Source organism: Lelliottia jeotgali, from assembly GCF_977070485.1.
Map to the genome: position 1 here is coordinate 317,837 of NZ_CDRVFO010000002.1, position 18,177 is coordinate 336,013.

17 protein-coding genes are annotated in these 18,177 nt (G+C 62.4%); 5 read left to right on the top strand and 12 right to left on the bottom strand.

The window, feature by feature from the left end:
• Positions 1-81 precede the first annotated feature (81 nt).
• Positions 82-1,227, top strand: a complete 1,146-nt coding sequence (locus ACW4TB_RS03925) for a GGDEF domain-containing protein (protein ID WP_042111384.1) — start codon at positions 82-84, stop codon at positions 1,225-1,227.
• A 103-nt stretch (positions 1,228-1,330) separates the two neighbouring features.
• On the opposite strand, the gene ppnN is transcribed toward ACW4TB_RS03925, so the two are convergent.
• Together ppnN and ACW4TB_RS03935 are read right to left on the bottom strand one after the other, a co-directional pair.
• Positions 1,331-2,704, bottom strand: coding sequence for a nucleotide 5'-monophosphate nucleosidase PpnN (ppnN, locus tag ACW4TB_RS03930; protein ID WP_012314130.1), 1,374 nt, complete (start codon positions 2,702-2,704; stop codon positions 1,331-1,333).
• Between the two features lie 50 nt (positions 2,705-2,754).
• Positions 2,755-3,816 carry a YeiH family protein gene (locus ACW4TB_RS03935; RefSeq protein ID WP_279933050.1) on the bottom strand — a complete coding sequence of 354 codons (1,062 nt, stop codon included), beginning with the start codon at positions 3,814-3,816 and terminating at the stop codon, positions 2,755-2,757.
• A 110-nt stretch (positions 3,817-3,926) separates the two neighbouring features.
• Here ACW4TB_RS03935 and ACW4TB_RS03940 point away from each other — a divergent pair, with 110 nt between their 5' ends.
• Positions 3,927-4,796, top strand: a complete 870-nt coding sequence (locus tag ACW4TB_RS03940) for a LysR substrate-binding domain-containing protein (protein ID WP_012314132.1) — start codon at positions 3,927-3,929, stop codon at positions 4,794-4,796.
• 125 nt (positions 4,797-4,921) lie between these two features.
• Here ACW4TB_RS03940 and ACW4TB_RS03945 read toward each other — a convergent pair whose 3' ends face one another.
• The 3 genes from ACW4TB_RS03945 to ACW4TB_RS03955 all read right to left on the bottom strand — a co-directional run bounded on the left by ACW4TB_RS03945 (position 4,922) and on the right by ACW4TB_RS03955 (position 7,239).
• Positions 4,922-5,212 carry a hypothetical protein gene (locus tag ACW4TB_RS03945; protein ID WP_012314133.1) on the bottom strand — a complete coding sequence of 97 codons (291 nt, stop codon included), beginning with the start codon at positions 5,210-5,212 and terminating at the stop codon, positions 4,922-4,924.
• Between the two features lie 180 nt (positions 5,213-5,392).
• Complete coding sequence (gene pncB, locus ACW4TB_RS03950) at positions 5,393-6,592, bottom strand: nicotinate phosphoribosyltransferase (RefSeq protein ID WP_012314134.1); 1,200 nt, start codon at positions 6,590-6,592, stop codon at positions 5,393-5,395.
• Positions 6,589-7,239: an isochorismatase family protein gene (locus ACW4TB_RS03955; protein WP_279933054.1), complete on the bottom strand. Its 651-nt coding sequence runs from the start codon at positions 7,237-7,239 to the stop codon at positions 6,589-6,591. Before ACW4TB_RS03955 ends, pncB begins: the two co-directional genes overlap by 4 nt.
• A 138-nt stretch (positions 7,240-7,377) precedes the next feature.
• Here ACW4TB_RS03955 and ACW4TB_RS03960 point away from each other — a divergent pair, with 138 nt between their 5' ends.
• The gene (locus tag ACW4TB_RS03960) at positions 7,378-8,082 is read left to right on the top strand and encodes an NUDIX hydrolase (protein WP_279933056.1); all 705 of its coding nucleotides are present in this window, start codon (positions 7,378-7,380) and stop codon (positions 8,080-8,082) included.
• A gap of 237 nt (positions 8,083-8,319) precedes the next feature.
• Here ACW4TB_RS03960 and ACW4TB_RS03965 read toward each other — a convergent pair whose 3' ends face one another.
• Positions 8,320-9,732 (bottom strand): purine-cytosine permease family protein, encoded by a 1,413-nt coding sequence (locus tag ACW4TB_RS03965; RefSeq protein WP_012314137.1) that lies wholly within the window; start codon positions 9,730-9,732, stop codon positions 8,320-8,322.
• A 287-nt stretch (positions 9,733-10,019) separates the two neighbouring features.
• Entirely contained in the window at positions 10,020-10,472 is a 453-nt protein-coding gene (locus tag ACW4TB_RS03970; RefSeq protein WP_012314138.1) for an Lrp/AsnC family transcriptional regulator, read from the bottom strand.
• Positions 10,473-10,581: 109 nt separating this feature from the next.
• Between ACW4TB_RS03970 and ACW4TB_RS03975 the strand changes: the two genes are divergently transcribed.
• Together ACW4TB_RS03975 and ACW4TB_RS03980 are read left to right on the top strand one after the other, a co-directional pair.
• On the top strand, positions 10,582-11,196 hold the full coding sequence (locus ACW4TB_RS03975) for a LysE family translocator (protein WP_012314139.1): 615 nt from the start codon (positions 10,582-10,584) through the stop codon (positions 11,194-11,196).
• Positions 11,197-11,313: 117 nt separating this feature from the next.
• Positions 11,314-13,479 carry a response regulator gene (locus tag ACW4TB_RS03980; RefSeq protein ID WP_254467728.1) on the top strand — a complete coding sequence of 722 codons (2,166 nt, stop codon included), beginning with the start codon at positions 11,314-11,316 and terminating at the stop codon, positions 13,477-13,479.
• 6 nt (positions 13,480-13,485) lie between these two features.
• Here ACW4TB_RS03980 and ACW4TB_RS03985 read toward each other — a convergent pair whose 3' ends face one another.
• From ACW4TB_RS03985 to ACW4TB_RS04005, 5 genes are all read right to left on the bottom strand, one after another.
• On the bottom strand, positions 13,486-15,669 hold the full coding sequence (locus ACW4TB_RS03985) for an ATP-binding protein (RefSeq protein ID WP_455828230.1): 2,184 nt from the start codon (positions 15,667-15,669) through the stop codon (positions 13,486-13,488).
• A gap of 105 nt (positions 15,670-15,774) precedes the next feature.
• The gene (locus ACW4TB_RS03990; protein ID WP_279933060.1) at positions 15,775-16,338 is read right to left on the bottom strand and encodes an NUDIX hydrolase; all 564 of its coding nucleotides are present in this window, start codon (positions 16,336-16,338) and stop codon (positions 15,775-15,777) included.
• Between the two features lie 2 nt (positions 16,339-16,340).
• Positions 16,341-17,105, bottom strand: a complete 765-nt coding sequence (locus tag ACW4TB_RS03995; protein WP_012314143.1) for a GntR family transcriptional regulator — start codon at positions 17,103-17,105, stop codon at positions 16,341-16,343.
• Positions 17,106-17,193: 88 nt separating this feature from the next.
• Positions 17,194-17,583, bottom strand: coding sequence for a carboxymuconolactone decarboxylase family protein (locus tag ACW4TB_RS04000; protein ID WP_012314144.1), 390 nt, complete (start codon positions 17,581-17,583; stop codon positions 17,194-17,196).
• Between the two features lie 99 nt (positions 17,584-17,682).
• Positions 17,683-18,168 carry a flavin reductase family protein gene (locus ACW4TB_RS04005; protein ID WP_012314145.1) on the bottom strand — a complete coding sequence of 162 codons (486 nt, stop codon included), beginning with the start codon at positions 18,166-18,168 and terminating at the stop codon, positions 17,683-17,685.
• Positions 18,169-18,177: the final 9 nt, after the last annotated feature.

The following is an 18,177-nucleotide window of genomic DNA, read 5'->3' on the forward strand; positions in this document are numbered from 1 at the left end:
GTCATGGCAAACGAATACAATCAGCCGTTTTCCACGTTAACCAGACAGGCCAAAACTTTCATGGCGCTTGATCCACCCACGATGCTTACCATCACCATCGCCCTGGCTGCCGCCGCAGCCTTGTACCTGGCGATCGAGTGGCGCAGCGTCCGCGAACCCTCGCTGCTGTTCTGGAGCGCGGGTTTCGCCACCATCACCATCGGCTCGACCTTGGCCCTGTTGCGCGGGATCGGCCTGCTGTTGATCGGTATCTGGTTCGCCAACGGCTTGCTGGTGGTGGCGCATGCGTTCTTCCTGCTGGGGGTGCTGCGCTTTACCCAGGCCCGCCTGTCGCGGGGCTGGCTGCTGATCGTCGTCGCCTGGTTTGCCTTGCTGCTGCTGCCCGTGGGGCCTGAGTGGTCGAAGGTCATGCTGATGGTCAACTCGCTGCTGGTGGCGCTGCTCACGCTCAAGGCCAGCCTGCTGTTGCGCCCGCACGGCAAATCGTTGAGCGTGGGGGCGGTGCAGTTGCGTTATGTGCTGCTCATCCATGGCCTGTTCTATGTGGTCAAGGCTGTCATCGCGGTGACGCCTGGCACGCTGATCGACCTGGCGACCTTCGGCGGCCTGATCATTCAGGTGTCGCTGGTTGAGGGAACCATGGCGATCATGCTGATCGCCCTGTCGATGACCGGTACCGTGCGTTATCGCCGTGAAGAGCGGATCGCCCGGCTGGCTGCTCGCGATCCGTTGACGGCGTTGTACAACCGCCGGGCGCTGGAAGTCCGCGCCACGCCCCTGTTCAAAGACGTGAGCCCGGCCCGGCCTGGGGCGCTGCTGCTGATAGACATCGACAACTTCAAGCTGGTCAATGACCTGCATGGCCACGCGGCTGGCGACCGGCTGTTGGTCACGCTCAGCGAGATGATCCGTGCGGTGTTGCCGGAGCGGTCACTGGCGGCACGGCTGGGCGGGGATGAGTTCGTCATCCTGCTCAGCGATGCCAGCAGTGAGCGGGTGGTGGAACTGGGTGGCGTTTTGCGTAGCCAGTTCCAGCAATTTGCCGAGCAGGCAATGCCGACCCCGCAGGCCGTGACCCTGAGTATTGGCGCCAACCTTTTCGACCATCCGCCGGCGAGCCTGGCGGCGTTGATCGAGCAGGGTGATGTGGCGCTGTATCAGTCCAAGCGTGGCGGGCGTAACAGTATTCGCCTGGTTGACCGCAGCGAGATGAACCCGGTCAGGTAGCGCTTCAACCGGCCCTCACAGGTACCCCGCTGCTCTCAAGCTCAGCGCAAACCCAGTGGGAGCCGGCTTGCCGGCGATGGGCCGCAGTGCGGCCCTGTTGTCTTCAGGTCACAACCTGATAACAAGGCACATACTCCGCGCCACCCGGCAGTTTCATCCGGTGCTGGTCGACAAACGCCTGCAGCAGACGCCCCAGCGGCTCCAGTACCGCACTGTCCCCGCGGATCTGATAAGGCCCGTGCTCCTCGATCAGGCGGATGCCCTTGTCCTTGACGTTGCCGGCAACGATGCCGGAAAACGCCCGGCGCAGGTTGGCGGCCAGTTCATGCGGCGGCAGGTCACGGCGCAGGGCAAGTTCCGCCATGTTGGCGTGGGTCGGGTCGAACGGATGCTGGAAGCCGCCGTCGATCTTCAACAGCCAGTTGAAGTGGAACGCGTCGTTGCGCTCACGGCGGAACTGCTTGACCTCCTTGAGCCCTTCGACCATCTGCCGCGCTACCTCGGCCGGGTCATCGATGATGATCTGGTAGTGGCGCTGGGCTGCCTCACCCAGGGTGGCGCCAACGAAGGCATGCAATTGCAGCAGGAACGGCTCGGCACTGCGCGGCCCGGTCAGCACCACCGGGAAAGGCAGCTCTTGGTTGTCCGGGTGCATCAGGATGCCGAGCAGGTAGAGGAACTCCTCGGCAGTACCGGCGCCACCTGGGAAGATGATGATGCCGTGGCCGACACGTACGAAGGCTTCCAGGCGCTTCTCGATGTCCGGCAGAATCACCAGTTCGTTGACGATCGGGTTGGGCGCCTCGGCGGCAATGATGCCCGGTTCGGTCAAGCCCAGGTAACGGCTGCCGTGCATGCGTTGCTTGGCATGGGCGATGGTGGCGCCTTTCATCGGCCCCTTCATCACGCCCGGGCCGCATCCGGTACAGATGTCCAGCTTGCGCAGGCCCAGTTCGTGGCCGACCTTCTTGGTGTACTGGTATTCCTCGCTGCTGATCGAATGGCCGCCCCAGCACACCACCATTTTCGGCTCGACGCCCGGGCGCAGGGTGCGTGCGTTGCGCAGCAGGTGGAAGACGTAGTCGGTGATGCCCTGGGAGCTTTCCAGGTCGATGCGCTGGCTGGCCAGTTCGCTTTCGGTGTAGACGATATCGCGCAGGGCGCTGAACAGCATCTCGCGGGTGCTGGCGATCATTTCACCATCGACGAAGGCATCGGCCGGTGCATTGAGCAGCTCCAGGCGCACGCCGCGGTCTTGCTGGTGGATGCGTACCTCGAAGTCCTTGTAGGCCTCAAGGATGGTCTTGGCATTGTCGACATGGGCGCCGGTGTTGAGGATGGCCAGGGCGCACTGGCGGAACAGGGTGTAGAGGCTACCGGTGCCGGCTTCACTCAGTTGCTGGACTTCACGTTGCGACAGCGTCTCCAGGCTGCCTTTGGGGCTGACGGATGCATTGATGACATGGCGTTGGGGCATCTAAGTCTTTCCTGTGCAGGTAAAACATCCTTCTTTGACAACACCATAAGTCATGCGAAGAGCTTTTGCACACCCAGCGTAATCGCCAGCCCGCCACCGAGCAGCCACAGGTTGAGAATCGCCCCTGTCACCAGCGCCCGCGGGCCGGCCTGGCGGATCTGGCTCAAGCGTGTCTCCATGCCCAGTGCGGTCATGGCCATGGTCAGGGCGAAGGTGTCCAGGCCGTTGACCGCTTGGGTCACGCTGCCTGGCAATACCTGCAGCGAGTTCACCAATACCAGCGCGAGGAAGCCGAAGGCGAACCATGGCATGGCGATGCGGCCGTTGCCTTGTGCCTGACCCGGCAGCCGGGTACGGCTGATCCAGACACCCACCACCAGCAGTACCGGCACCAACAGCATCACCCGGGTCATCTTGACGATGGTAGCGATGTGCGTGGCCTCGGGGCTGACATTGCTTGCTGCGCCCACCACCTGAGCAACCTCATGAACGGTGCCGCCCAGGAACAGGCCGGCACCCAGGGTATCGAGGTGCAGCCAGCCGCTGTTGATCAGTAGCGGGTACAGGAACATCGACAGGGTGCCGAACAGCACCACGCTGCCCACTGCCATGGCACTCTTGTGCGGTGCGCTGCGCAGCGCCGATTCGAAGGCCAGCACTGCTGCGGCGCCGCAAATGGCGCTGCCGGCTGCTGTCAACAAGGCGGTATCGCGGTCCAGTTTGAGCAGCTTCATGCCACACCACAGGCCGATCAGCAGGGTGCTGACCACCACCAGCAGCGAGACCGTGAGGCCAGACCAGCCGACTTCGGCGATTTCCTGCAGGCTGACACGCAGGCCGAAAAAGGCTACCGCGATGCGCAGTAGCCCGCGGGCAGAGAAATTGATGCCCGCCGCCCAACTGGCCGGCACGCCATCACGCAGGGCGTTGCCGTAAAGGGCTCCGGCGACGATGCCGACGATGAGCGGGCTGATGCCCAGGTTGGCGATAACGGGCACGGCCGCCAGTTGGGTGACGGCGAACGCGAACAATGCGACGAACAGGATGCCGTTGAGCCGCCCTCGGGTAGAGAGGGTAGGGGCAAAGGCAGGGTTGGACGGTACCGTGGCCATGTGAGTCCTCCGGACGGTGAATCGACAGGGCCTACTTTAATTTGGTTATAAGCTTATAAAAAATCGTAATTCAGAATGGCAAATATCCGCTTAGCTGATATTTTGAATTCATGACCCCGGAACAACTGATAACGTTCGCCACCGTTGCCGAGCATGGCAACATCAGCCATGCGGCGTTGGCCTTGCATCTGTCGCAGCCGGCTGTCTCCGGCCAGCTCAAGCTGCTGCAGGACGCATTCGGCGAGCCCCTTTACCAGCGTGCCGGCCGCGGAGTGCGGCTTACTGCGGCCGGCGAGCAGCTGTTGGCCCATGCCGAACGCCTGCGCGAAACCTTTCGCCAGGCCCAGGCACTGCGCGACGCCATGCGCGGGCTGGAGCGCGGCACCTTGCGCATCGGTGCCAGCACTACGCCCGCCAGCTACCTGCTGCCTTACCTGATCGCCGACTTCCATGCGCAATACCCCGAGGTGCAGGTGAGCACCTTGCACGGCAATACCGCAGAGATCGTCTCGGCGCTGGGCAGTGTGGACATCGCCCTGATCGAAGGCCCGCCCGGGCAGGAATTGCCGCTGGGCACGGGTGTCACACCGTGGCGTGAGGACGAAATCGTCGCCATCGTGCCAAGCGCTCACCCGTTGGCCAATCAGGCGGGTCAGACGCTGGAAGCCTTGGGCAGCTATCCCTTGGTACTGCGTGAAAGCGGCTCCGGGGTTCGGCAGATCGTTGAACGGGCATTTGCGCGCAGTGGCGTGGCCATGCGCGTAGCGTTGGAAATTGCCGGCGTCGAAGGGGTGAAGGAGGCCGTGCGGGCGGGGATGGGCATTGGCTTCGTTTCGGCGATGTCGATCAGGCATGAAGGGGGCGCACTGCAGCGATTGCACATCGCCCCGCAGCCGTTGGTCAGGCACTTTTCCATTCTGCTGCCGCATGCGGCCACGCCCTCGCGGGCGGCGGCGCGGTTCATGGCATTGTGTACATGACACCCATGTCCGGCAGGGTAAGCGAGATTACTAGCGTCAGCAGTCAGGTCGCGCCGGCGCTGACGCAGAGGTCGCACGCCAGATGTTAACGGCCAGGGTGTTCCATCAACCCTGGCCATAGGAGATCAGCGATCGTCCTTGTTCATGCCGCTGTCTTCTTCGTCATCGAGTTGAGGGTCGGAATCCATGCCTTGTTCGACATCGGTACCGGCACGGCTCCCGGAGCCATGGCCACCCGTTGCGCCTTGTTGTGCACCACCCCCTGAGCGTTGCGGGTCGTTCTCCCACTTGTCTTCTGGCATCTGGCCGCCTTGATGCCCTGTGTCCCAAGGTTTTTGCGGGTCGTTAGAGACCTGGTCCGGGTTGTGCTGGGGAGTGCCGCCTTGTTGTCCACTTTTGCCTTGATCGTTAGCCATGATCTTGCACCTCGTGAATTCACACAGAAAAGGCTGTGTTTAATTCCGACGCCAGGTGCAAGGCACTCGCTCCCTCTACTTTTGTATTACCGGACGGGGTGCGCGAATGAATGTGAAGGCAGATGTATTGCGTCGTAAAAGCCGCTTGGCCAATAGGCCGGGCGGTGTATATGACAGTGATCAAGCCACTTTGAATACATGTTTAAGGTACGCCACGAAGTTCTCATCGCGGCACTGGGTCTTGCCTGGGCTGTCACTGATCTTGGCCACCGGCGCGCCGTTGCAGGCCGTCATCTTGATCACCATGTTCATGGGCTTGACGCCGGGAATATCGCAGGTGAGGTTGGTGCCGATGCCAAAACTCACATTGATGCGCCCGTGCAAGGCGCGGTACAGCCCAAGCGTCTTGGCGAAGTCCAGGCCATCGGAAAAGATCAGCGTTTTGCTCTGCGGGTCGATGCCCAGTTTCTGGTAGTGGGCGATGGCCTTTTCGGCCCATGCCAGCGGGTCGCCCGAGTCGTGGCGCAGGCCATCGAACAGCTTGGCAAAGTACAGGTCGAAATCGCCCATGAACGCGTCCATGGTGATGCAGTCGGTCAGCGCGATGCCCAGCAACCCACGGTATTCGCGTACCCAGCACTCAAGCGCGGCAGCCTGGCTGTCGACCAGGCGCGGGCCGAGTTGCTGGTGGGCCATGAACCATTCGTGGGCCATGGTACCGATGGGCTTGAGCTCGTATTCGCGGGCCAGGTGCACGTTGCTGGTGCCGACGAAGCGCCCCGGGAAATCGCGTTTGAGGGTATGTACCACGGTTTCCTGTACACGGTACGAAAAGCGCCGCCGGGTACCGAAATCAGCCAGCTGCAAGCCCGCCAGCTCGTCGGCACTGGCGTGGGCCTTGAGCCAGTCCAGTTTCTGGTACAGCCGCTCGCCCACCTGTTCCATCACCACTTCGCGATGGCGGTAGCGGTTGCGTACCTCGCTGATGATCGCCAGCAACGGGATCTCGTAAAGAATCACGTGCAGCCACGGCCCGCGCACACGGATTGCCAGTTGCCCGGCATCATCCAGGCCGACCTGGACATAGCGCAGGTTGAAGCGGAACAGGCTTAGGAAGCGGATGAAGTCCGGCTTGATGAACGGGATTTTCTCCAGATACGCCAGTTGGTCGTGGGTGACTGTGACGTCTGCCAGTTGCTCCACCTGATAGCGAATTTCAGCCAGGTAAGGCGAGAGGTCCTCGCCGTTACGGCAGCGAAACTCCCATTCCACCTCGGCGTTGGGGTAGTTGTGCAGCACCGCCTGCATCATGGTGATCTTGTAGAAGTCGGTGTCGAGCAGGTTCTGGATGATTCGTGGGCCGAAAACGCTTTCGCTCATGGGCGGTCTTCCTTGATCAGAGAGAGCTGGTGGTCGAGCGCGGCCTCGTCGCCGCAGAGGATGGCGCCCTCGGCGGCCAGTGCGCCGCACGCTGCGATGGCGCCTTCCTGGGTCAGGGCGCGGCAGGCAGGCAAGTAAAGGAGTACCTGGAAGCCCGCCTGGCGCAACTGCCGGGCGGTGGTTTTAACGCAGTAGTCCAGGGCCAGGCCACCGACGATCACCGCGCCCACCTGCTGCACCTTGAGGTATTCGATGACGCCCGTGGAGCGGCGCTCGGCCAGGTCGTGGTAGCAGGCACCGTAGGGGTGCAGGTCGGGTTCGACGCCTTTCCACACGAAGTAGTCGTAATCGATGGGGGCGGGCAGGCCTGGCAGCAGTTCGAAGCCCGGCGTGCCCGGCACGCAGTGGCTGACCCAGGTCAGGTCGGCATTGGCCAGCGTCAGCGGTTGCAGCATTTGCCCAGGTTCTGTGACCACCCACGCGGCATTGGCCGGGTGCGCGTCCTTGCTGCCCAGGCGCAGGTCGGCGCGCAGGGCCATGGTGTTGAGGTCGGCGGCGATTTCATTGCCTTCGGGCACCGGCAATTCCTGTGGGGCATTGGCGGTGAAGCCGTTTTGCGCGTCGACATCGAAACTGGCGATTTTCATGGGGCTCTCCTCGCTGGCCTGGCCATATAATTCACCTGGTGATATAAGTGTGTCAAGCACACGTCTTGCAGTTATCGATGCTTGCCCAAGTTAAGCGCTCTGGTGGAATATTACGTCATTGAGCAGTGGAGCCTTTTAGTGAGTACAGCCGAAGTCCTGGCCAGCGTCGATATCGTCGCCCTGCGCCTGGCCCCCGAAGCCCAGCATCTGCAAGTGTTGTTGCATCGCCGCGAGCGCGAGCCCCATGCCGCTCAGTGGGCTCTGCCCGGCGTGCTCGTCAATGGCCGCATCCCGGACACCAGCCTGGAGGCTGCTGCCGAGCGCGCGCTAGGCGAGAAGGCCCGGGTGCTGCCGCGTTACCTGGAGCAGGTAGGCACCGAAGGCAATGCCTTCCGCGACCCGCGCGGCTGGTCGTTGAGCACCTATTACCTGGCCTTGCTTGACCCTCGGCAGCAGGTTGAGGGTGACCAGTTGGCCTTTTTTGACCTAGACAGTGTGTTGGGCCGCAAGGTCCTCCTTCCGTTCGATCACAACCTGCTGGTGGAGCGCGCTCGCGAGCGGCTGGCGAGCAAGACGGTGTACAGCAGCCTGCCGCTGAACCTGCTGGCCGAGAAGTTCACGGTGCTCGATGCATTGGGGGCGGTGCAGGCGTGCCTGGGCCAGGCCGTGAACAACACCTCGCTGCGCAAGCGCCTGGAGCGCCTGCGTGAGCTGGGTTGGGTGCGTGATACGGGGGAGAAGAATCAGCCGCGGCTCGGCAGGCCACAGCAGTTGTATCAATATACGCCGCAGGGAGATCGGCCGTTCATGTTCGACCGTAGCTTACTGCCGGAAGGTGCTTGATCGCTCAAACTGTTCCGCGATTGTCCGTGGGGAGAAGCGGCCTGGTCTGACTGCCAGCGGGCAGCTTGCTGCACTTTGGGTAACTTAAAAAACTCTGCACAGTGTGACGCTAAAGTGATCGACCTTGTTCGAAAGTGCGCTCAGCATCACTGAGCGGTGGCTGGCGGAGCCCTGAGCCGATCAACCGCCTGTTCCCTGGTGATTGTCACTCTGGCCCCAGCCGAATCCGCTGCCTGATCAGCTTGCAGCCGCGAGCTTGGCACTGGTCTGGCGACGGCGATAGGCACTGTCGCGGCTCGCCAGCCACCAGTACAGCGGCGAAGTGATCAGCAGGCCCACCAGCCAGGACAGGTCGGCACCGTTGATGTGCTCGGAGATCGGCCCCACGTACAGCGGCGTGTTCATGAACGGAATCTGCACCACGATACCCACTGCATAGGCGGTCAGCGCCTGCGGGTTGTAGCGCCCGTAGATACCGCCATCGACCTTGAAGATCGACTGGATGTCGTAATCGCCCTTGTGAATCACATAGAAGTCGATCAGGTTGATCGCGGTCCACGGCACCAGCACCACCAGCAACACCAGCACCATGTCGACGAAGTGGCCGATGAAGTCCGCCGAGGCGAACACCGCCACCACGCAGCAGGCCGCCAGCACGATCAGCGACAGGACCGCACGGCTCTTGGCTGTGGGGATCCAGCGGTAGGCGAAGGTCTGGATCAGGGTGATGATCGACAGCACTGCGCCATAGAGGTTGAGGGCGTTGTGGCTGATCACGCTGAGCAGGAACAGCACCAGCATGATCGGGCCGAGGGTGCCGGTGGCGAGCTTGACCGCGTCCATGGTGTCCATGCCGGCGGGTATCGCCAGTACCGCCACGGCGCCAAAGATGAACGACAGGCTCGAGCCCAGTGCCGACCCCAGGTAGGTGGTCCAGAAGGTCGATGAGACCTTCACGTCAGCCGGCAGGTAACGCGAATAGTCCGACACGTAGGGAGCAAAGGCGATCTGCCACAGCGCCGCGAGCGACACGGTGGCCAGCCAGCCGGCTAGGTTGAAGCCGCCGCGGGTGAGGAAATCGTCGCTCTGCACGTGGCTGAAGATGTAGCCGAAACCGATCACGATGCCGATGCCCAGTACCCAGGTGCCGATACGGTTGAGCACGTGGATGAAGCGATAGCCGATGATGCCGATGATCCCCGAGCCCAGCGCGCCGATGACGATACCCACCGGTACCGGCACGCTGTCGACCACGCCATGCAGCGATTTGCCGGCCAGGACGATGTTGGAGGCGAAAAACCCGATGTACATCACGCCGGCGATCACCACCACCAGCAGTGCCCCGAGCGAGCCGAACTGGGCGCGGCTCTGGATCATCTGCGGGATGCCCATCTGCGGGCCCTGGGCCGAGTGCAGCGCCATCAGCACTCCGCCGACCAGGTGGCCAACCAGAATGGCGACGATGCCCCATAGCAGGTTCAGGTGAAACAGCTGCACGCCGAGCGCGCCGGTGACGATGGGCAGCGGCGCGATGTTGCCGCCGAACCACAGCGTGAACAGATCCCTTACCTTTCCATGGCGGTCTTGCGGGGGCACGTAGCCGATCGTGTGTTTTTCTATGAGGGGTGCCGAATTGGCTGCACTGGTCATGACTGACTCCAAGGCAAGGTGGGGCATCGGGTGCTGCCCGGGTGCGTGCCGGCGAAGGGCGACGCGTTCTTGTTGGAGCGATGATGCGGGGTGCGGGGGGAAGGAGAAATTAGTAAATATGTGCCCATAAACCTTAAAAAACCTAAGGCTGACAAAAGGTTAAGGGGCGAGAGGTAGCAAGGAGCGGGCCACCGGGCTGGGAGGCCCGGGTTTGGCAGGCTTGGGCAGGTACGGGTTCAAACGGGTGTGTGGTGTTGGTGCGAGCTGCCCGATTGAAGTGCATGCAGTTACATCGGCAGCATCCGGTCCTGAATCACCTCTTTCATCACCAGGGTCGAGCTCAAGCGCTTCACGTTGGGAATGCTGGTCAGCTGTTCGTCATACAGTTTCTGAAACGCCGGCAGGTCTTTTGCCACGACATGCAGCAGGTAATCCGGGTCGCCGAACAGCCGCTGCGCCTCGACGATCTGCGGTATTTCGCCCAGTGCCGCCTCGAAATCCGCGACCGGCTGACGGGTGACTTCGCGCAACGTGACGAACACCAGCGCGGCGAAGTTCAGCCCCAGGGCGCTTGGTGCCAGGCGAGCGTGGTAACCGAGGATGGCTCCCGAATCCTCCAGTGCCTTTAGCCGCCGATGGCAAGGCGACAGGCTCAGCCCCACGCGTTCAGCCAGTTCGGTAACCGACAAACGACCATCCTTCTGCAGTTCGGCAAGTATCTTGCGGTCTGTCCTGTCCACGGAGAAGAATCTTCCATCAATAAGGCTTGAAAGGGAAATATACGAAAGATAATCCCTCGATGGAATCCGTACGCTTTCCTCACTCCCAATCCAGTGAAGGAAGACTCAAGTGGCAATCAGTGTGCTGACGGCGTTCTGGGCCGTGTCATTGCTGTTCGTGATCACCCCCGGCGCAGACTGGGCTTACGCCATCTCGGCCGGCATGCGCGGGCGCTGGGTGATGCCTGCGGTGGCCGGCATGCTGTCCGGGCATTTTCTGGCAACCCTGATCGTTGCAGCTGGCGTGGGTAGCCTGGTTGCCGGGCATCCGCTGGCCTTATTGTTGCTGACCTTGGCTGGCTGCACCTATCTGCTCTGGCTGGGCGGCAACCTGTTACTGAGCCCGGCGGTGCCGCAAGGAGGGCCGGGTGATGCAGGCGATAGCGGCTCGCGCTGGGCGCTAAAAGGCTTTTGCGTGAGCGGGCTCAACCCCAAGGTGTTCCTGCTTTTCCTGGCCTTGCTGCCGCAATTCACCGACCCACAGTCGAGCTGGCCGGTGCCTGTGCAGATCCTGCTGCTGGGGTTGGTCCACCTGTGCAGTTCGCTGGTGATCTATCTGCTGGTCGGCTATGGCGCCAAAGCTGTCCTGAGTACCCGGCCGGAGGCGGCGAAGTGGGTCGGGCGGTTATCGGGAACGGCGATGATCCTGGTGGCGCTGGGGTTGATGATCGGGCAACTCGGCTGATGCTGCGCATGCTCGCCTGAGCGGGGGAGTAATTAACGGCGAATCCCTGGGAACGAACTGTTTATTGCACATCTCTTATCCTCAGATGGATGGCAATATGCCCGGGACATCCCAGACATGAAACCGCTTCAACGACACGAAACCCCCAATCCGCTACCACACTTCCTGCTCAATGGCGGTGCCATCGGCACACTGCTGCAGACGATGGACTGGAGCGACTCGCCGCTCGGCCCGCCTGAAGCATGGTCGCCCCACTTGCAGGCGGTGATGGCCACATTACTGCCGGCCCAGGCGCAGTTCGTGCTGTTCTGGGGTGAGGCTTTTGCTGCGCTTTACAATGACGCCTATGCGCCGACCATTGGCAGCAAGCATCCCCACGCATTGGGGCGTCCAGGCAAGGAATACTGGCGCGAACTGTGGCATGACCTCGAGCCGTTGCTGCGTGGCGTGCGTGAGACTGGCCAGACCTTCTCGGCCAAGGATCGCCCCTTTTATATAGAACGCCACGGATTGGGCGAGACGGTGTACTTCGATGTGTCTTATTCCGCGGTGCGTGAGGCCGATGGAAGTGTCGGCGGGGTGCTGTGCCTGGTCACCGAGACCACCGAGCGGGTGCGGCTCCAGCAGAATCAGGCGTTCTTGCTGGAGTTGGGCCGCACGTTGCCCGGGCTGGGTGAAGCAGACCGCATCGAAGCCTATGTGGTGAGCCGCCTGGCCGAGCACCTGGGGGCGGCGCAGGTCTGTTTTGGCGAAGATCAGGGCGACGGCGCAGGTTTCAAGGTCGCGCACGATTGGGCTGAGGGCGTGCCATCACTGGTCGGTCAACACCACTATGCGACTTACGGCGCATCGCTGCATGAGCAACTGGCGGCAGGGCAGGTGGTGCAGCAGGCGTATGACAGTGCAACGTCACCCCTGAGCGGTCTGTGCTCCACGTTGCATGTGCCGGTGCTGCGTGGCGGTCGTCTGGAGGCCATGCTTGGCGTGCACTTTCACAGCCCGCGCCAGTGCCTTGAAGAGGAATGCCAATTGGTGGAGGAAGCCGCCAAGCAGGGCTGGGCGGCCATCACACATGCCCGCGCAGAACGCGCCCTGCACCTGCTCAACGACAGCCTGGAGGAGCGCGTCACGGCGGCACTCGCCCAGCGTGAGGCGGCAATGCTGCAGTTGCACGAAGCGCACAAGCTGGAAATGATCGGACAGTTGACTGGCGGTATTGCCCATGACTTGAACAACATGCTCACGCCTATCATCGCCTCTTTCGAGCTGCTGCGCCGGCAGCCGCACTCCGAACGTGCCCCGCGCCTGATCGACGGGGGGCTGCAGGCTGCCGAGCGTGCGCGCAATCTGGTCGGGCGGTTGCTCAGCTTTGCCCGCCGACAAACTCTCAAACCACAGGCCGTGTCGCTGGCCGCTCTGGTAGAGGACATGCACGAGCTGCTGGCCCGATCACTGGGGCCGACAGTTGCCGTGCAGGTACAGATTGACCCAGCCCTGCCTGCAGTCCTCGTAGACCCCCATCAACTGGAACTGGCGCTGCTTAACCTTGCGGTCAACGCCCGCGACGCCATGGGCGACGGTGGCACCTTGAGGATCTGCGCAGGGCTTGAGGCCGAAGGTCCCCCAAGGCCTGCGGGCCTCACCGAAGGGACGCTGGTGTGGTTGCAGGTTCGCGACAGTGGCAGTGGCATGGACGAAGATCAGTTGCGTCGCTGCGTCGAACCGTTCTATTCCACCAAAGGCGTGGGCAAGGGCACTGGTCTTGGCCTGCCGATGGTCCAGGGACTGGCCGTACAGTCCGGTGGCGGCTTCCAGATACGCTCGCAGCAAGGGGGGGGTACCGTTGCCACGTTATGGCTGCCGAGCAGCGATGTGGCTGCGGTGTGTCGTGACAGCGAAATGGCCGAGGTGCCGCTTGCCGACGGTGCACTTCGGGTGCTGTTGGTGGACGACGAGGAGATCGTGCGCCATGCCACAGCGCTGCAGTTGCGTGAACTGGGTTATCAGGTGACCGAAGCCGCCAGTGCCGCTGCAGCATTGCAGCTGCTGGAGAAGGGCTGGTGGCCGGATGTGCTGGTGACCGATCATGTCATGGCTGATATGACCGGGGTGCGGTTTGCTCAACAGATGCGCGAGCGTCAGGCAGACCTGCCGGTGTTGATCATTACCGGCTACGCCAACCTGACACCGCGCGAACTCAAGGGCTTCGAGGTGTTGCGCAAGCCGTACCGGCGCGCAGAACTGGCGCAGAGTGTGGCGCGCTTGCTTACCGGCAGGCCTTGACGGCCATCAGGGCGCCAGCACCTTCCCAAGCAGCAGGCATACTTGCTCGGCGGAGTAGGGCTTGGCCAGGAATGTGAATCCCTCGTGGCCGCCTTCGGCAATCGCGTCGCTGTAGCCGGAGGTGAGTATCACAGGCAATTGCGGGCACTGGCGGCGTAGCTCGCGGGCCAGGGCCAGGCCGCCCATACCGGGCATGACCACATCGGAAAATACGGCATCGAAGTCGCCCGCCGCGCCGTTCAACTCCATCAAGGCTTCTTCCGCAGAGTTCACCCAGCTGATCCGGTAGCCGTGGTCTTCGAGGATCTGTGCAGTGAAAGTGCCAAGGTCCGGGTTGTCTTCTACAACCAGTATTCTTCGCCGCGCGCCACTCACCTGCGATTGGCTGAACTCTGCGGCTGCATTGGCCTGCTCGGCAGGCTGTTCCACCTGTGGCAGGTACAGGGTGAAGGTCGTCCCTTGGCCCTGGATGCTGGCTACCTCTACATCGCCCCCGGATTGCTTGGCGAAGCCGAACACCTGCGACAGTCCAAGCCCTGTGCCTTCGCCGGGCGCCTTGGTGGTGAAGAACGGGTCGAAGATACGGTCGAGCAACTCGGCGGCGATGCCGACACCGCTGTCCACCACCGAGATGGCGGCAAACGGCCCTGGGTGCTCTTGCTGTTCGCGCAGGCCAGGCATGCTTTGGTAGGGCAGCAGGCGCAGGTGCAAGGTGCCTTCGCCAGCCATGGCGTCACGGCCGTTGAGCATCAGGTTGATCACAGCGGTTTCCAGTTGGCTGAGGTCGGCGCGGATGTGGCATGGCGTTGACGGCAACTCCAGTGTTACCTGGATCCGCGCGCCCGTAGCGGTATCAAGCATGTCGGCCATGGCCTGCAGGCGCGATCGGGCTTCGAATACTTGGGGGCTCAATGCCTGACGGCGGGCGAAGGCCAGCAACTGGCCGGTCAGCTTGGCGCCTCGGTCGACAGTGTCGGTAATGGTCTTGAGGTAGCGTTCGCGACGGCTGTCTTCGAGGTTGGGGCGTTGCAGGAAGTGCAGTGACGAGCGAATGATGGTCAGCAGATTGTTGAAGTCATGGGCCACGCCACCGGTCAGCTGGCCTATGGCTTCGAGCTTCTGGGCCTGGCGCAGCACGGCTTCGGTGTGCAGCAATTGGGTAGTGCGTTCTTCGACACGGTGTTCCAGGGTGGCATTGAGTGACTCTAGCGCAGCCAGCGCCTCACGCATTTCGGCATGGGACTGGACCCGCTGGATATGTGCCCAGCAACGTTCCGTCACTTCCCCGATCAGCGCCTGTTCGTAGCCCGTCCATCGCCGTGGCATTTTATCGTGGATGGCCATCAGTGCGGTGAGTCGGCCCCCCTTGACCAGTGGCATGCAAATGGTGGCAGTGATGCCAATGGCCTGGAAGGTGGCGGCTTCTTCCCTGGCCAACTCACTCAGGTTGTCGTTGATCACCAGCGGCAGACCCTTGCGCAGTTGACTGACCGCCAGGCGGCCGAAGTCAGCCAGGCGATACTGGCCCAGCAGCCGCGGGGAGCCGGGTGCGACAGAGTCGCCGCAGATAGTGAAGCCATCTTGGTCGGCCTCCATTACGGCATAGGCGCAACTGGACAACTGCAGGTGCTCCAACAGCATGCCAGTGGTGATGGCCATTACTCGGTCCGAATCGGTGGCATTCGCCACAGCCCGGCCCAGGTCGTCAAGAAACGCCAGCCGCTGATTGGTGACCACGCTGGCGGTCGTTTCGGTGACCGTGTCGAGCATGCCGACCACTTCGCCGTTCTGGTCACGGATAGGGCTGTAGCAGAAGGTGAAGTAAGCGCGCTCCGGGCCGCCGTTGCGGTCGATGGTCAGCGGGAAGTCCTCGATATAGACGGCTTCGCCGCCCAAGGCGCGTTCGGCCATGGCCGCGATGTCGGTCCAGGCTTCCTGCCATACTTCGCAAAACGGCTTGCCCAGCGCTTGCGGTTTTTTGCCAAGGATTGGCAGGAATGCGTCGTTGTGCAGAGTGAGCAGGTCTTGCCCCCAGAGAATTGCCTGGGGAAAGCGCGAGGCCAGACACAGGGCCACGGTGGTCTTGAGTACGTCAGGCCAGGTCTCGATCGGGCCCAGGGAGGTAGTGGACCAATCGTGATTGCGAATGCGTTCAGCCATCAGCCCGCCGCCGTCTAGCCATTTAGCCATGTGTGCTCTGCCCATCCTTCTGCCGGGGATGATAAGGGTGCACCGAGAATAGCGGATTGGCGAGGGCTTTTTGCTGTCTGTCCCGGAGACTAGGCCGCAGCAGGCTCAACGAATGAAGTGCACCTTGCCTGTGTCGTCATTGCCCATGTAGATCCCGTACACCCCAGCCTGCCGCTCGAGGATGTAACGCTCGAGAATCTGCCGTATCGCCGGGTAGTAGATCTCTTCCCAAGGGATCTGGTCGGGTTCGAAGAACGTGTAGGTCAGCGTCTCGGGCCCATACTGCCCGGTCTCCTCGGTGGCGATCGCGCGAAAGATGATGTACACCTCGCTGATTTTCGGCACGCTGAAGATCGAGTAGGGCGAGACGATTTCGGCACGCACGCCGCTTTCCTCCCACACCTCACGCAGCGCTGCCTGCTCGGTGGTTTCGCCAGCCTCCATGAACCCGGCCGGCAACGTCCAGGTGCCTGGGCGGGGCGGGATCGCCCGCTGGCACAGCAGGTACTTGCCATCGCGCTCGATGATGCAGCCGGCGATGATTTTCGGGTTCACGTAGTGGACATAGCCGCACCCGGTACAGTGCAGGCGCTTGTGGGTGTCGCCTTCGGGAACGCCCCGGGCCAGTTCTGTGGTGCAGTGCGGGCAGTAGCGCGGGGCGTTGGGCATGGTCAGCGGCCTATGCGGGGTTCTATACGAGGTTCCTTGAGTGCCAAAGGCTCGACCATGTCGCGCACCTTGGTGTTGTCGTCCTGCTTCTGGCGCAGGTAGTCCAGCGCCACCTTGGCGGCGGCGCGCACATGATCGACCGAGGCCTGGTGGGCGACCAGCGGGTCGCCACTCTTGATGGCGTCGACGATCTTTTCCATTTCAAGGTTGCTGGCGCCACGGCGGTTTTGCTGCGACACCGAGGTGGCGCGCAGGTAGCTGATGCGCGCCTGCAACTGGCGCAGTTGCTGAGCTGCGACCTGATTTCCGGAGCCCTCGAGCAGCACCTCGTAGAAGCCTTGCACCGAGTCCAGCACCTGCTGCAACTCGCCTTCCTCGAGTGCTTCGCGGTTGACTTCCAGCGCCCGTTCCAGGGCCCGGATGTCCTTGGCTTTGGCATTGAGGGTGAACAGCTGCACGATAAGGCCTTCGAGTACACAGCGCAGCTCGTAGATATCGCGGGCGTCTTCCAGGGTGATGATGGCCACGCGTGGGCCCTTGGCATCGGCGAATTCCACCAGGCCTTCGGACTCCAGGTGACGCAGGGCTTCACGCACCGAGGTACGGCTGACCCCGAGGCGGTCACAGAGGTCGCGCTCGACCAGGCGATCGCCCGGGAGCAGGTGGAAATTCATGATCGCGCCGCGCAGCTTGTCGAGCACGATTTCACGCAGTGTTACGGGGTTGCGGTTGACCTTGAAGCTGTCGTCGAGTGGCTGGCGTTTCATCGGGTGCGCTCTTTATGAGGCTGTTTCGCCAACATCGCGGAACACCCCGAACCGAGGTGCTCCCTGCAGTGGTTCGAACAGCCCGTTGTTAACGGGTTGACTCCGCATCGGCTTCGGCGAACGCCTCGCGGGCCAGGCGGAAACTGTCCACCGCCGCGGGTACGCCGCAATAAATGCCGACCTGGAGCAGGATCTCGCGAATCTGTTCACGGCTCAGGCCATTACGCAAGGCGCCGCGAATATGCAGCTTGAGCTCGTGGGGCCGGTTGAGCGCGGAAATCATGGCCAAGTTTATCATGCTGCGCTCTTTGAGCGACAAGCCATCGCGGCCCCAGACGTGGCCCCAGCAGTACTCTGTAACCAGCTCCTGCAAAGGCTTGGTGAAGTCATCGGCGTTCTGGATCGAGCGGTTGACGTAGTCCTCGCCCAGCACCTGGGTCCGGATCTGCAGGCCTTTTTCGTACTTTTCGTTGCTCATTGCCTAGCTCCGAATCAAAAGAGGGGCCGCAACCAAGGGTGAGAGGGTCGCGCGGCCCCTGAAAAAAAGTATCGGGGCCGCAAAGCGGCCCCCAGGGCATCAGCCCAGCGGGGGCAGGGCGCCCAGTTTGCCTCTGTGATAGACCATCGGGGTCACCGGATCGGCGGGCAACACCAGGTTCTTCACCGCGCCGACGATGATCGCGTGATCGCCGCCATCGTACTCGCGCCACAGCTCGCACTCGATGATTGCCGTGGCCTTAGCCAGCAGCGGGTTGCCCAGCTCGCTCAGGTGCCACTCGATGCCCTTGGCCTTGTCCTTGCCCTTGCCGGCGAAGGCGTAGGCCTCGGCGGTCTGTTCGGCGGACAGCAGGTGGATCGCGAACTGCTTGCTGTCCCGCAGGATCGGGTAAGTGTCAGAGGCATAGTTGGGGCAGAACAGCACCAGCGCCGGGTCGATCGACAGCGCGCTGAACGCGCTGGCGGTGATGCCGACAATGCCGCCGTCGGCGTCCAGGGTGGTGACCACCGTGACCCCGGATGGGAAGGAGCCCATCACGTCTTTGTAGATGCCTGGTTCGATCATCGTGTATTA